General features: G+C 42.3%; 18 protein-coding genes. 13 read left to right on the top strand and 5 right to left on the bottom strand.

What is annotated here, in order from left to right:
- The first annotated feature begins 11 nt into the window (after positions 1–11).
- The 3 genes from ACTNBR_RS11550 to ACTNBR_RS11540 are packed head-to-tail and all read left to right on the top strand — an operon-like array spanning position 12 to position 1743.
- Positions 12–593, top strand: coding sequence for a sigma-70 family RNA polymerase sigma factor (locus ACTNBR_RS11550; RefSeq protein ID WP_427738652.1), 582 nt, complete (start codon positions 12–14; stop codon positions 591–593).
- Between the two features lie 18 nt (positions 594–611).
- Positions 612–1298: a cell division protein gene (locus ACTNBR_RS11545; RefSeq protein ID WP_427738651.1), complete on the top strand. Its 687-nt coding sequence runs from the start codon at positions 612–614 to the stop codon at positions 1296–1298.
- Between the two features lie 10 nt (positions 1299–1308).
- Positions 1309–1743, top strand: coding sequence for a hypothetical protein (locus ACTNBR_RS11540; RefSeq protein ID WP_320813111.1), 435 nt, complete (start codon positions 1309–1311; stop codon positions 1741–1743).
- Between the two features lie 150 nt (positions 1744–1893).
- Here ACTNBR_RS11540 and ACTNBR_RS11535 read toward each other — a convergent pair whose 3' ends face one another.
- The 3 genes from ACTNBR_RS11535 to ACTNBR_RS11525 are packed head-to-tail and all read right to left on the bottom strand — an operon-like array spanning position 1894 to position 3525.
- Positions 1894–2337: a YaiI/YqxD family protein gene (locus tag ACTNBR_RS11535; RefSeq protein ID WP_320813110.1), complete on the bottom strand. Its 444-nt coding sequence runs from the start codon at positions 2335–2337 to the stop codon at positions 1894–1896.
- A complete protein-coding gene (locus ACTNBR_RS11530) occupies positions 2334–2672 on the bottom strand; it encodes an MmcQ/YjbR family DNA-binding protein (protein ID WP_320813109.1) in 339 nt (112 codons plus the stop codon). Before ACTNBR_RS11530 ends, ACTNBR_RS11535 begins: the two co-directional genes overlap by 4 nt.
- A gap of 31 nt (positions 2673–2703) precedes the next feature.
- Positions 2704–3525: a hypothetical protein gene (locus ACTNBR_RS11525; RefSeq protein WP_320813108.1), complete on the bottom strand. Its 822-nt coding sequence runs from the start codon at positions 3523–3525 to the stop codon at positions 2704–2706.
- A gap of 298 nt (positions 3526–3823) precedes the next feature.
- Between ACTNBR_RS11525 and ACTNBR_RS11520 the strand changes: the two genes are divergently transcribed.
- From ACTNBR_RS11520 to ACTNBR_RS11475, 10 genes are all read left to right on the top strand, one after another.
- A complete protein-coding gene (locus ACTNBR_RS11520) occupies positions 3824–4531 on the top strand; it encodes a single-stranded DNA-binding protein (protein ID WP_427738650.1) in 708 nt (235 codons plus the stop codon).
- An 86-nt stretch (positions 4532–4617) separates the two neighbouring features.
- The gene (locus tag ACTNBR_RS11515) at positions 4618–5394 is read left to right on the top strand and encodes a hypothetical protein (RefSeq protein WP_427738649.1); all 777 of its coding nucleotides are present in this window, start codon (positions 4618–4620) and stop codon (positions 5392–5394) included.
- An 18-nt stretch (positions 5395–5412) separates the two neighbouring features.
- A complete protein-coding gene (locus tag ACTNBR_RS11510) occupies positions 5413–7227 on the top strand; it encodes an AAA family ATPase (RefSeq protein WP_427738648.1) in 1815 nt (604 codons plus the stop codon).
- 13 nt (positions 7228–7240) lie between these two features.
- Positions 7241–7504 carry a helix-turn-helix domain-containing protein gene (locus tag ACTNBR_RS11505; RefSeq protein ID WP_427738647.1) on the top strand — a complete coding sequence of 88 codons (264 nt, stop codon included), beginning with the start codon at positions 7241–7243 and terminating at the stop codon, positions 7502–7504.
- A gap of 20 nt (positions 7505–7524) precedes the next feature.
- Positions 7525–9636, top strand: coding sequence for a vWA domain-containing protein (locus ACTNBR_RS11500; protein WP_427738646.1), 2112 nt, complete (start codon positions 7525–7527; stop codon positions 9634–9636).
- Between the two features lie 16 nt (positions 9637–9652).
- Positions 9653–10357, top strand: a complete 705-nt coding sequence (locus ACTNBR_RS11495) for a hypothetical protein (protein ID WP_427738645.1) — start codon at positions 9653–9655, stop codon at positions 10355–10357.
- A 60-nt stretch (positions 10358–10417) separates the two neighbouring features.
- Complete coding sequence (locus ACTNBR_RS11490) at positions 10418–10930, top strand: AbrB/MazE/SpoVT family DNA-binding domain-containing protein (RefSeq protein ID WP_320813692.1); 513 nt, start codon at positions 10418–10420, stop codon at positions 10928–10930.
- A 17-nt stretch (positions 10931–10947) separates the two neighbouring features.
- Positions 10948–11199, top strand: coding sequence for a hypothetical protein (locus ACTNBR_RS11485; protein ID WP_320813691.1), 252 nt, complete (start codon positions 10948–10950; stop codon positions 11197–11199).
- The gene (locus ACTNBR_RS11480) at positions 11190–11726 is read left to right on the top strand and encodes a hypothetical protein (RefSeq protein ID WP_320813690.1); all 537 of its coding nucleotides are present in this window, start codon (positions 11190–11192) and stop codon (positions 11724–11726) included. Before ACTNBR_RS11485 ends, ACTNBR_RS11480 begins: the two co-directional genes overlap by 10 nt.
- Entirely contained in the window at positions 11723–11992 is a 270-nt protein-coding gene (locus tag ACTNBR_RS11475; RefSeq protein ID WP_320813689.1) for a hypothetical protein, read from the top strand. The genes ACTNBR_RS11480 and ACTNBR_RS11475 overlap by 4 nt, the downstream gene beginning before the upstream one ends.
- 198 nt (positions 11993–12190) lie before the next feature.
- On the opposite strand, the gene ACTNBR_RS11470 is transcribed toward ACTNBR_RS11475, so the two are convergent.
- The gene (locus ACTNBR_RS11470) at positions 12191–12877 is read right to left on the bottom strand and encodes an HXXEE domain-containing protein (protein WP_320813688.1); all 687 of its coding nucleotides are present in this window, start codon (positions 12875–12877) and stop codon (positions 12191–12193) included.
- A 48-nt stretch (positions 12878–12925) separates the two neighbouring features.
- The gene (locus ACTNBR_RS11465) at positions 12926–14083 is read right to left on the bottom strand and encodes a CocE/NonD family hydrolase (protein ID WP_441042708.1); all 1158 of its coding nucleotides are present in this window, start codon (positions 14081–14083) and stop codon (positions 12926–12928) included.
- Between the last annotated feature and the right edge of the window lie 200 nt (positions 14084–14283).

The following is a 14283-nucleotide window of genomic DNA, read 5'->3' as shown; positions in this document are numbered from 1 at the left end:
GGGTGGATGACATGAAAAATAATCCTATCCCCTACAGCCAGCTCATGGAAGAAAATATGGATTTGGTGCCGCAAATGGTAAATGTCCTGACACGGAATTATTCGAATCTTTCTCTGGAGGAATATGAAGAGCTTACGCAAACCAGTTACCTGGCACTGTGCAATGCAGCTTCTAAATACGATGGACACCGTCCCTTCCGACCATATGCCAGAGCTGCAGTCCGTAATGCGATCTACGGATACTGGCGTACCGTTTACCAATATAATAAACGATTCTGTTCCTTAGATGCATTGCTGGAATCCGAGGACGGTCACTCTTATGAAGGTGAGTTTCACCAAAATCGTACTTCCCTTTCCACGGAGCAGGAAGCGATACAAAACCTGTCCACTGCATACTTGAAGGAACTGGAAGCAACAAGCAGCAATATGATACAAAAAGGAATTGCCACTCTCCGTCTGCAGCAAGACGGTTACACCGATCGAGAGCTTGCAAAACTATATCAGGTTCCTTCCAACAGGGTAAGGGCATGGCAGAGCAAGGCGAGAAAATGGCTGAAAGAAAATGAGCTATTATATGAGCTATTAGCATCATAACAAGAAGGAGGCAGTTCTATGCTGACACTTTATACCGCCATCGGCACATTAAAATTTGTCAAAAATACAGATGGGAAATCCACTCCTATGGTTCTGAATAATCATCAGGAATTCGGACTATGCGATCACGAACTTATTCTCTGGAGCTGCCTTGCCTTCCAGATTCTGCAGATACACGAACTGGAATCTGCTTACAATGTGCGGCTTAAAAACAGCGGCAGACCGGACGGACTGGCATTTTCCCACTATCTGAACCGACTGCTTTTGCGCGGTCTGATTGCAAAAGGAGAAGGAGTGACCGGCGTAGATGCACTCTATCAGCTTTTAGGAAAACTTCACATCCTTCCGGTTCACGAAACTTTCTCCACCCGGCTATTTACCTGTATCCAGCTCTATGTAGATGGTAAAATCAAGCCCGGAGATTTTGGAAAATATCTGCGGAAAGAAAAAAACACGCCTATTGAGGAAACCGTCATAAAGCTTACAAAAGCCATTCCGCTAACCACTGCAGAACTGGTGACCTGTGTGGAGCAAAAGAAAGCTCCAACGCGGGAAGAAGATGTCCTCACACAACTCTATGATGGGACAGAATATACCTACCAGACACTGGCTGACCAGGCACAGATTCTGCATATCCAGTATCCGGTCCTGCAGGCTGTCGGCAATCTGTATCTTAATAAACAAATTTCATTCCAACGATTCTGAAAGGAGCACTATGCCAAAACCATTACTATCCAAGCTGGTTGCCCAGGCGGCAATCGGCTTTTTTTGTGTACTGTTCGGATGCATCATCGGGATGCAGACAAAAGATAAAATCCTTCTCATTATGAGCCTCGTAATCGGTGTATGTTGCCTGATTCGGTGTATCAGCCTGTACCATCTCATCCATTCCGGTTCCTACCTGACAGTGGAAGGATATTGCAGCAAACGGGAAGTTTCAGCCTTTAAGAAAACACAGCAAATTCATCTTATCGGAACCGATGACCGGGAATATCAGTTCACGACAGATAAAAGTGTAAAACTGCTTCAAGGGCACTATTACCGAATGTATTTTCGCAAATCTCCTTATAACGAGGAAGAAAGTATGGGGATCAGTGATAATTTGCTCGGATTCGAGGAGCTATCCTCGGGTTCTCCCTCAAAAGATTGATCCAGCTCTCATATACTTATCAACACAAAAGGATTGCCGTAGCAAGGTTCTTCCTTGTCTACGGCATCTTTTATATTACCAGTTAACATGGTAACACTCATATTTCATAATGTATTCTTTCATAATGTATTCTTTCATCCTGACCTACACTTAACGATATTTATGAATCAGCCTTTCCAGCGATTCTGCAAACCGTACATCATCTTCAGCGGTACGTTTCGCTGGACCTTTTATATGGTTTCTTTTTTTCGCATTTCGTGCCTTTTTTGCTAAGTGCCTCTCCATAAGCATCTGGTCAATATTTTCATTCGTATACCATCTGCCACTCTGATGTATCCCGTATGCTCCTTTTCCAAGAATCATCGCAGCAACACCATAATCCTGTGTTACCACAATGTCATCCTTCTGGCAGACGCTGACCAACTTGAAGTCTACCGCATCAGCTCCTGCTCCAACTGTCAAAACTTCGCTGTAATCAGACTGCAGAATATGATTCGTGTCACACAGTAAGATTACTGATATCTGATATTTTTTCGCAATATGCTCTACAATAGATACCACCGGACAGGCATCTGCATCTACCAAAATCCTCATGCTTTCTTCCCCTTTGTTAAATCATAGCTTTCACCAATCATCCGTTTGATATCTTCCTCCGGGACAGTTCCATCCAGAATGATAGAATTCCAGTGTGTCTTATTCATATGGTATGCAGGAACAACCGATGTAAAAGTACTTCGCCAGAAGTCCCTCCACTGCGGATCACATTTCACATTAATCCATACATGTCCATCTTTGTTATAGATTAGAGCAAATGTCTTCTTAGACCCTTTATGGCGCATCACACACCAGTTAGAATCGTGGAATGGATAATCCTCGTATACCTGCTCAAAAGAATGACAATATGTAATTACTTCTTGTTTGCTTTGCATGGTCATTTCCCTTTATCTATAATACAGCTAATTACAGTTTACCAACAGAATACAAAAAACTATATAAACTACTATCGCTTGTTTTTATCATATCATAAAAAATGAGGCTACTTTCTTTTTCCTCCGTTATAACAAAATATCTTTCTGATATAAATGCTATATAAGTATCTTTTGTTACTTTCATTTTTCTATATGCTAATAAACTTTTCAAATCTTTAGAAATACAATCAGCAATTAATTTAGCACCTTCAAAATCTGTTTCTTGATTCTTAAATGAATAATCATACGGAAGGAAAAACATAATATTTTTGTTAACAGATATCTTTTGCATTGTCTGTCTTATAACCTTTCCTTCAGGAAGCTTTAATAATCCCTGTTCGATATTTCTTAAATCCTCTTCTGTTTTTCCTCGAAAACACTTTATTATATCAAAAGCAGTTTTACTACCAGAAAATTTAGAAGGACCAATTTGTGTAACCCCTGGGCAAAGTTCTGTAACTGAATTACTCAATGTGCTTTTTGCTTCCATATATCGGGTATCTACTAATATCTTAAAATCTAACTCATAAAAAGAATTATAAATATCACTTTGTTTCTGACTTTGTTCACAATGTTTTCTTAAGATGAAGGTTTCATTTCCTTTATCCTTTTTCAATTTAGAAAAATTAACGAATTCTGTTAAATATTCTTCACAATCAATCGGATGTCCCTCTATATAATTTTTAATTATTACTGATGCAGGTAATGGTTTTATAAATAATTGCATTTTATCATATGTCATATATTTACTCTTTTCTGATTTATTATTTGTAAATTCTATTGTACTATATACTTTTGTTTTTTCATAGTTCAATATGTAGTAGATTCTCCTCCGAAACCAATATATAGCATTTCGTTCATTGACACTTACTATATCTTGTGTTACTATAATACTGTACTTGAGTTTTTGTGTTATCCCCTAAAGGGAGTCTGGACCATTCTTCCAGAACACACGTAAGTTTATGTTGGAAATTAGAGTCATTAGGATAGCCGTATTATGCGGTCACTTAATGGCTCTTTTTTTATTTATGGGAAATCTGGTATACAGGTTTCCTATTCTTTTATTCATTTTTATTATTTTAAAGCCCTAAGAGGCAGAAAGGAGAATTTTTATGTCAGCAATTATTCATGTTATGGGAAGGGTAACAAAGGATCCTGCCATGCAGCAAGGAAAGAACAACGGATCAGAGTACATCAGTCTGGATCTTGCTTCCTCTCAGAGGAGCCAGAACACACAAAATGGTCAGAATGGATACGAGTCCATGTTCTATCAATGCTATTTTAACAAGTTCCTGGCAGAGCGTCTGATCAAAGCCGGTGTAAAATCCGGAACCTGTATTTATGTCTATGGAGATCTGGAAATCCATCCATTTCTCTATCAGCAGGGACAGAAGGCTGGGCAGCCAGGAGTTGGAGCCAAAATTAATGTCAAGGACTGGCAGTTTTGCCTTTCCAACAAGCCGGAAAATGAGAATAACGGAAATTCTGGAAATCATCAAAATGGCAATAGCATGCCTAATAACAACAACGGAGGTGCGGCTACCCCAGGAAGTGGCAGTTATCAAAATCGCGCTGCTCAGGGAGGCGGCTACATGAATGGTGCTGGAAATCAAAATGCAGGTATACCAAACACCGCAGGTGCCAGAACACAGGGCAACTCTTATGCAGTTCCACCTTCTGGACCGATTGGAAACAACATGTACCAGCAGAGCTATTATCCACAACAGAACATGGCATATGGACAGCAAAGTGGCTTTACCGGGGACGGTTTTCAGGGAATCCCGGAAGGCATGGCTGACCAGCTTCCGTTTAACGGATAACTCAAAAGAAATAACAGGTTGAGGAATTGCTTACCCATCGGGCATGGCGGTTCCTCTTTTTTTGTTTACAGGAAAGGAATCATACAATGAAAGTACGAAGGAAAAAAAGTAAAGGTTTAAAAATATTAAAATCTGTTGTTCTCGTTTTGTTTCTGTCATTACTGTTTGTACCGGATAATATAAACCGCTCAGTGATTGCGGGCATTGCACTTGCAGGTATTTTAGGAAGTCTCCTCTTCCTGATTGTCCCGCGTCTTCCCCGCATCCCATCTCCGGCACTCAAACGAAAGTCAGCATATTCCTCTGGGAATCCAGACGGTATCACCGATATGGAAACTCTGCTCTGGAGACAGATCAGTTACCAGATTACAGGGAAACTGAAGTCCTCTTATCCGAATGCCACATGGGAATTTACTAAAGAACCAACTGTAGACAGTCTTCTGAATGGAAATGCCCTGCGTATTCGTACCTTCCATACGAAAGAATATAATTTTGCTGAAGTCCGGCTGGACTGTTATGGAGAACTGGTACTTTCTATGATGACGATAGAATCATTAAAGCCAAAGTCGGAACCTGCAGGCACTGATTCCATCGGTCAGGTGGATCCCCAGTCTTGGTATACCCTAATTGGCAAGCCATTACTCTCCAATCTGATTGGAGATCTGCAGGCAAGAGGACATCAAAAATTATTTATCAGCGAAAATGGAGAAATATTTATCAAAAATGGAGATTCCAAGGAAATCAAAGGTACTTTCGAGCATTTTCCGCCCCAAAACTACTGGGCAGCTCTCACAGATATTTTTATCCGTGATGAGCTGAATGCAAAAGAAAACGAAGGCACCCTGGAATTATCCTGGATGTAAAAAAGGAGGAGAAATACTATGCCAAATGGAAACCTGATCAGTAACTGGTCTTTCAAGCGAAAACTTCCGGAACCTTTTGAAGATTATACGGATGATCCCATCAGGAAGGATGTCTATTCCAAATACTGCACACAGCCTCAGAAACGTTCGACACTTCATGCGTCCACGCTCCGGGCGATTCTTGCATACATGGAACTGGAAAATCCGCCCGGTGGAACCGCTTCTGAAGAACTCGGGGCAATTGGCAGCCAGGGGAATAATTATACAATAGCGGAATATCCCAGCAAAACCGGAGATTTGCATGTGGTGATCTATAACCGGACAAACGGAAAATTCATTGCCGGTATTTATCCCAAACCAATAGATTCCGAAACAACAGCCGACCAATATCTTTTGAAGGAAGATAAGAACAGCGGAGCTGCACTTTTGTTTGCACTTCTCCCTACCATTATGCAGGATGACGAGTTTAACGAATATTATCAGGAGTTGAAAAAGCACCGTGACAATGGTTATACGGATATGGAAGAAGCCGTGAAAACTGCAGCCGTCCTTTGTGACAATATCTATCGCAGATTACGATACGGAACTTCTCTTTCTACCGGCGGGATTCCCAATGATACTCCTGCCAATGGTGCTATTCCTAAGCTCAAACCATTCGCAGTACAGCAGGGTACTTACGCTCCTACAAATACGCTCTTTGGTACTTTTCAAGTGCTGATTCCCGGTTTCACCACAAAAAGGAACACGGAATCCATTGCCAAAGAAGACTTTATCAGTAAATACGTCTTATCTGAATCACGGATACTCACTCCCCAGGAAGAACTTACTGTTCCAACGCTGGAACCATGGTATATCATACCGCCAGAGATCAAGCGGATCTGTGAACATGCAAAATTGACAACAAATACTGTTTCACCTATGCGGAATTTTCTTCTGCGGGGTCCTGCAGGAACCGGAAAAACAGAAGGTGCCAAGGCGATTGCTGCTGGCTTACATCTGCCCTACCGTTGCATTACCTGCTCTGCCAATACGGAGATATTTGATCTGCTCGGTCAGATTCTTCCGGACGTGGATGGAAAATTATCCAGCCTTCAGAGTGAATATCCATCTTTCCAGGATATCATGTTAGACCCAGCAACTGCTTATCAGAAGCTGACCGGTATTTATGACGAAGAGGTGACGGAGGATGTGGTATACAAACAGCTCATCGACACAATCTTTGATGAAATGCATGCGCATTATAAGAACCAGTCTTCCCACCAGAAGTTTAAATACGTAGATACCCCTCTTGTTGAGGCAATCCGACACGGTTATCTGGTGGAACTTCAGGAGCCGACGGTCATCGCAAACCCCGGTGTTTTAGTAGGACTCAATTCCCTTCTTGACAGATGTAACAGTGTATTTCTGCCAAACGGAGAAGTGATCAAGAGGCATCCGGATACGACCATCGTTGTTACAACCAACAATGATTATGCAGGCTGTAAACAGATGAACCAGTCTGTCATTTCCAGAATGAATCTGGTGATCGATCTGGAGGAGCCGGATGAAGAAACACTGGTACAGCGCGTTCTCGGGATCACCGGATGCAAAGATAAGAAAATGGTCCGCACTATGGCACAGATCGTCAAGGCTGTTTCCGAATACTGCAGTGAGAATCTGATCACAGACGGATGCTGCGGTGTACGTGAACTGATTTCCTGGGTGCAGTCCTATATGGTCTGTGGTGACGTCCGGGAAGCTGCACATTACACGATCCTTTCTTCGGTATCTGCTGACGCAGAAAGCCGTTCGGAAGTGGAAACCGGCTGTCTGGATTCTATTCTCGCAGCATAGGAGGGTTGGTACATTGACACAGAGAAAACCTTATAACAATTTAAAAATTACAGAAGAAGATATGCTGGATATTTTCTCCGCAAATATCCATTATCTGCGGAAACTACCACGCTGGAATCTTTCCCAGAAAACCCTGGCAAGGATTCTGCATATTCCAACAAAATCTTACCGTAAGTATGAATTAGGAAGAGGCTTTCCACCCGTATTTGTGGTCTACCATCTGGCAGTCTATTTTGGATACACCATGGAAGAGCTTTTGACTGAAAAATTATTTTAAAAAGAAAGGACGAATTAAAATTGAATAGCAACCAGAAAAAATTAAAACAGATGATTCGGGATCAGGAACTTGCCATCAGTGACAAGGAACTGTTCACCTCATCTGCTTACCAGAAATACCTGACCTCTATGGCGAAAGCGGCTACCAGCCGCTACCGTCAAGGTCTTCAGACTCTGATGGAATGGAATGCCCGGGCAGACGCAGGCATTGCACATACGGATAACTATAAAATCCATATCAATGCTGCAAATGAAATCACCCAGAGTTTTCCTTCCCGGTATCTCCGTTCCGAAAGCCTTGTCGGATTCAACGGGCATGAGACTGCGCACCTGCTGTTCTCAGATTTTACAGCCCTAGGGCTGTATCTTGGCAACATAGAAAAAGGTGCCTTCTACCCATCCAATCCTTCCTTTACGGAATTTTCCTATCAGACAAATTGTGAAGAAATACTGGAGGCTATGGATAGCAAAGATAAAGCGACCTGCCTGACTCTGGCATCCTGCGCCTCTCATATCAATAATATTTTGGAAGACATCTATATAGAGGCACGAATGTGCACTTCTCATCCGGGCACTTTCCGCCGGGGGATTGAACTGAATAACCTGCGGATGTGTGAACAAATGCCATCAATCCAGAGTCAGATTGAAAAGAAGTATTCTGATTTTGCAATCATGGCAAATCTTCTGCTTCAATACTGCAGGGCGGGAACCATCAATAACCTGTCCGGTTATAAAGGTCCTTATTTGGATTATCTGGAAGATTGCATGCCATATGTAGATGTTGCCATTTATTCAGATGAAACAAAGGACCGTTTTCACGCTTCTAATCACATTGTGGCTATTCTATGGGAATACATCAAGCCTCTGATCGAAGAGACAAAAGAACGAATGGAGCAACATTCTGCATCGGATGCAAGTCAGATGTTAGAGGAACTTTTGGGTAACCAGATTCATGGTGCCACCCCATTGCCTTCTGGCAAAGGCGGTACTATGCCAAAGCAGGCTGAAGAAGGGAAAAAGGAACAGAAAGCAAATCCCTTACCGTGTACTCCTCCTGCCATGCGTCAGGAAAGAACGCAGGCTGCCCAGGATGTTGTAGCCGAAGAAGGAAACCGGATTGCACTTGCGAAAACGAATACCATCCTTGACGAAAATAATCCAGGAATTACTTATAATCACCAGTACCTTGGCACCGGTTATGAAAAGTCTGCCAACGACTTGTTCCGGATCCTGAATGGCATCGCTACAGAGAAAGCAGAAACACAGTACCAACAGGAAATGACCGAAGAACTGCAGAAGGCAGCAAACGATATCCATTACGGAAATGCTCATACCGGAGTTCATGTTACAATCAACCGAATGGCATATGTACCGGATTCTTTAAAACAGTCATATCAGGCCGTAGCACCAATGCTTATCCGGGCGTCCAAACGCCTGCAGAAGTCTATCGCACCGCTTTTAAAAGAAGAAAGTGAGGGTGGAAAATTAAAGAACCTGCAATTTGGAAAACGTCTGGATACACGTGCAATGCACCACGAAGATGGAACCTTTTTCACCAGGACCAGGCTTCCTTCTGAAGAGCAGAAACTTGCAGTAGGACTTTTGGTAGACGAGAGTGGATCAATGAGCTGGGGAGACCGGATTACACATGCGAAAAAGACGGCCATTGTGCTTTATGATTTCTGCCAGAGCCTTCAAGTGCCCATTACTATATATGGCCATTCAACTGGTGGCAGAGGCGTAGAACTTTATTCCTATGCAGAATTTGATTCTATCGACACATCAGACCGCTACCGGCTCATGGATATGTCTGCAAGAGGTGGAAATCGTGATGGTGCTGCTCTCCGTTTTGTGGCGGAGCATCTGGCAAAACGTCCGGAAAAGCAGAAACTTCTGATTATCATTTCTGACGGACAGCCTGCAGATACCGGCTATTACGGCACTGAAGCAGAAGCCGACCTGCGTGGCATTAAAAAGGAGTATTCCAAAAAAGGGATCAAACTCTTTGCTGCAGCAATCGGAGATGATAAGGAAAATATTAAGCGAATCTATCAGGATGGCTTTCTGGATATTACAAAACTGGAAGACTTACCAAAAAACATGACGCTGTTAGTGAAACAATACCTGAAGTAGAAAGAAGGGAAAAGCTATGAATCAGAATCAACCACCACGGATCTCCGAGCAGATCTATAAAGTACAAACGGATCGCAAACTCATTGCTGTTTATGACAGGCTTAGGTATGCACCACTGACCAGTTATGCTCAAATACATGCCAAAGGTGAGTACCAGGAAAACGGTCATAATGTCAACTCCCTGATTGGAATCACGATCCAGGATTATTCCAATGGAACGGGAAATAAAAATATCATCGTCCAGTTCAATCTGGCACCGGAACAGATCCAGTTTTTCTTAACTAGGATCACTGCCGGCTTCCAGGAATTTGAATGGTCGCTGAGCAAAATATACGGAAACCCTGATGCCCAGGGCTACTCCATTGCACAGCAATTTTCTATTTCCCGGCATGTAAATGACCAGAACGGGCGGATGATGAAAAGCCCCTGGCGGATTCAGATTGTAAATGGCAAAGGCATCAAGGTCAAAAATCAGAATGGCGGCTCTTATATGAAATCCGGGAGTTTTATTTTAGAAAAGAACGCCTTTATCCAGCTAACGGACATGGACCTGTATACGTTACTAAAACGCACGGATTCTTACATTACCAACTGGGAATCCTGTATGGCACCTTCCCTTATTTCAAATGGGAAGCGGGCTTATGCAGAACAACAATCTCAAAGAATCCAACAAAACGGACAATATCAAAACCCGGCACAGGCATCGCCTTATGACGCATAAAGTTTATGGAAAGGAAGCGGCATTTGCTGCTTCTTTTCTTTTAGAAAGAAAGGTGAACATATGAAATACTCAGATATCTGCACCATAGATTCGCAGGGACGTATTGTTATTCCTGCGAAATTGCGCAGACTTTTAAAACTTGAGAATGGGAATCCCCTGGAAGTAGAATTATCCAATCAGGAAATCCGAATTCGAAAATGCAGAGAACCTCATCAGGATACCATAAAGCTCCAGAGTATTCTTTCCATTCTTTATAGTTCAATCAAACACGGAGCCTTTATCTGCACAGCCCAGTATGTCATTGCAACAACAGGGATATATCTTCCAGAAGGCACTTCCCTTCCGGAAAGACTGGAGCCTTATATCGCCTCTGGAAATGAGGTGGTTCTGGATATAAGTCAGCCTCTTTATATGCTTTCCCATCACAGGGAACCCGTAGCGGCACTGTTTCCAATCCGCAATGACAAGGAACTGCCTCTCGCTCTGGCTGTCTTATCCAAAACACCACTTAATGAGATGGAAATGGGATGTGCAAGGTTAGTGGCAAAAACACTAGAGAAAGAATTTTGTTAAAAAGGAGTGTGATCACCATGAAAAGAACAAATATCAGACCGATAAGCAACATTGATAAAAAGGCAATTACCGTGACTGGAACCTTATTCCTGCCGCTTCGAATCGGGGAACGTGCATGGATTTCTACTCAGACACATACTTTCATGACAACTGCTGTGGAACGTATTCTGGAAGTTTCCAGAAACAACATTGTTTTCGAAACCCGTAACACCCAATATAACCTGAAATATGAAAACATACCGAATGAAACTGAGGTGATGTGTGCTTGACTACTTATGAACTGGGAAGCAGCCTGGAAAAGCTGCTTTCCAAACTAAAGCAGAACCGTGAGAATGTCCCTTTGGATATCCTGAAGACCTATTATAAAGTTCCTTACGAGGAATTAATTGCACAGGTAACTCAGACAGCCACTGCCTTTGTCAAATCAATTGTAGCCGGTCAGTTACTGATCAATCCTGACGTGTCAATGGACGAGCAGATAGATGTAGTCAATCAGACGATTCAGGATTCAGGAATGATCAAACAAATCAGCCACTGTATGTCACAGACCTATGATGTGACTCTTATACATCTGATGGCTTTAGAACTACGGGAAAAAGTAGAGGCAGCCTTATATCCCTATATTGCCAGGAAAAACTGTCTCGTGGCAGATCTTGACGATATCGAAAAGGAACCAATTATCTACAATACACTCACGAAACAAGTATATGAAAATGACCACTGGATAGACCGGGAGTTGGACCTAAAAGGTAAGCTCCTGGTTTACCCCAAAACAGAAGAAAGGGATGCATTATGAAAGTTTATGTATTATGCAGTTATGGGGATTCGCTCAATGATCCGTCCATATCCACTGACTATCAGGAAATATATGAGAAAATGGAAAAAAGTTATAAGATGGTTCTTGAAGACGTTTATCAAACCGAGGAAGAAAAAGAATATACTTATATTTCAGGATACAGTGCCCGTGCTGTTATTCACGGTGACTGGTTGGAGTGGTCCATTACCGAGCTTGATCTTACGGTAGCACCCCAATATGATATCCGAAAAATACAGCAAGCTTAGAATTGTAATATTCTGTATCAAATTACTACGAGCCGCCCATCTGGACGGCTCATATATTTTAAATAAAATCACGATCACAAATAGAAAATAAATATCTCTTACAAACAAAATAAAAGCAGTATCCAAAGACGATGTTTCTAAATATACAAACAAGAATCTGTCGGGCTCTTTGCAGAACCATCACATTTGTAACCATTCTTACTTCTTCCCTCGATTGATAATCTCACCACTATCATCTATCCACTGTTCATACCATCCGGCATTGTCATACACATAAGGAGTATCTTCATTTTTCAGAAGACTTTCCGGCATTGTAATTAAAAGCATACTTAATACCACAAGAACTGTTACACCTCCAATCACATCCCACTTTTTAACATGAGTCTTTACAAAATACACAGTATATGAGATGGCAAGAGGAAGCCAACAAATAAGAGCAGTAAGCATTCCCGGACCATAAAACGGAGAGTAAATGCCGTTTTCCAACAGCATTGTTCGGGAAGAAGTTGCTCCCAACAAATGAATGATTACTTCTGCATACCCGAATAACATCACAGCAAAACTCATTTTTCTCTCATACTTGTTCGTCTGTACAAGAATAAACCAAATCAATGCCCCACCAAAGTTGGTAATCATGTCTGTAAGTTCATTCATGGGATACCGATCTCGCAAAATAGCATCCGAAGAAAGATTGTAATAATAATGGAATCCGCCTGGAATGACCCACTCTTCCCAGACATGGAATACAAGAACAATGACAGTAAAAGCCGCCAGCTTTCTGAGTATATTCCAATCTTTCCAATGTACGATTAACTGTACTGTCAATATAATGCCCATGATCAGCATACAATACAGCCATCCTTTTTCAACAAACCAAAGCCACATAAGCAAAACTCCTTAATAAGTAAAATACATCCGATAAGAAATGTTTTATCAGTTTTCAGGGATAATCGGCACATACAGGAAACTATCGTACTTTCCCCCGGTGTATATGCGGTGCCTGCCTTTATTATGGTCTTTCGGCATATTGGCGGTGTCTACCTTTGAACCGGCGAACATCTCCGAGCCTCCAATCGTATACATTTCAGGTTTATCATCCGGAAAATAAGTGTATCCCTCTTTCGGAATCGTTATTTTTGCCATTTTCAGCTTGAATGGTCCTGTCCACATTTTCTGTGTCTTATATGGAGAAACAGTAATACGCAAAATATCCCCCTTTTTGAATTTCAATCCCATTGGCCATATCAGTATATCCACAGGGACGATTTCGCCACTTTTCAGCTTTTGTTCCTGTTTCATGGACTGTCTTGGATTTTCCTCTGTACTCTTTTCTTGGTCGAGTTCACGCAGAGAGACACGAATATAACCTTTTGCCGATGTATCCATGCCCGGACCTAAGGAGTATTTATATTTCAGTCCGTTCGGACGGCGTTTTTCCAGCATTACGCACAAATCCATATCATCATGGTCAAGAGCAGAAACCCACAGCCGCAGCTTCATATAACCGGTAAGCTCTGTGTCTTCCGACATCTTCATACTAAAGCTGACACCACTTCTTTTACGGTCTGAATTATACCCTACATAACTTTCTAATGAAACCGGACATTCTCTTAGAGCATTTTCTCCGGCGTCAAGGTACAGCCTCTTATATCTGGTACGGGGAATAGGAAAATCTTCCTCCTCACGGTCAACAATGTCCTTACCACCGGGATTGAGAACGCTGACACGTACTTTCGGAGTGTTCTCCCAGCCATTATCTTCACCTTTCAGATAACGGTCAAAAAAGTATCGCAGTTCTTCGGTATGCCCTTTGTGATAATAATCATCCCATTCACCTGTATTGTGGATGCGCAGCCATTTATCTTTTGAAGAAATCCGGCGGTAGCCCTCCAGTGTTCCGTAGGTGTGGATAGGATTGGTATAGCTGGCTACAATGTAGGCCGGTATATCAATTGCTTCCAGATCAGCTTCTTTGTCCTCCCACCAACTGCATATTGTGGGCTGCTTATTCATCATGGCAATAACATCTTCAATACCACCGTTTTCCGTAGAAGCAAAGGAGTCAGACAGCATCTTGACAAACTCCGGCATCATCACACCTCCACGTGTGGCAATCTCCCGATAGCAGTCAGATAAACCTTCCCATGGAGCAATCGCTGCAAGGTGCTTCGGCTTTTGTGTGTTGGACAGCGAATTGAGGGAGACGCAAACGACAAATTATTTTTCCGTCCTTTAAAGAATCGACCGCGCAGTCTGGGAGCTAATGGCAGATTGACAGCGATAATACGGCA

The sequence above is a fragment of the Bariatricus sp. HCP28S3_F11 genome, assembly GCF_052065395.1.
Classification (GTDB): Bacteria; Bacillota; Clostridia; order Lachnospirales; family Lachnospiraceae; genus Allocoprococcus.
Note: the sequence above shows the minus strand (reverse complement) of the source record. Positions and strands in the feature narration are given on the sequence as shown.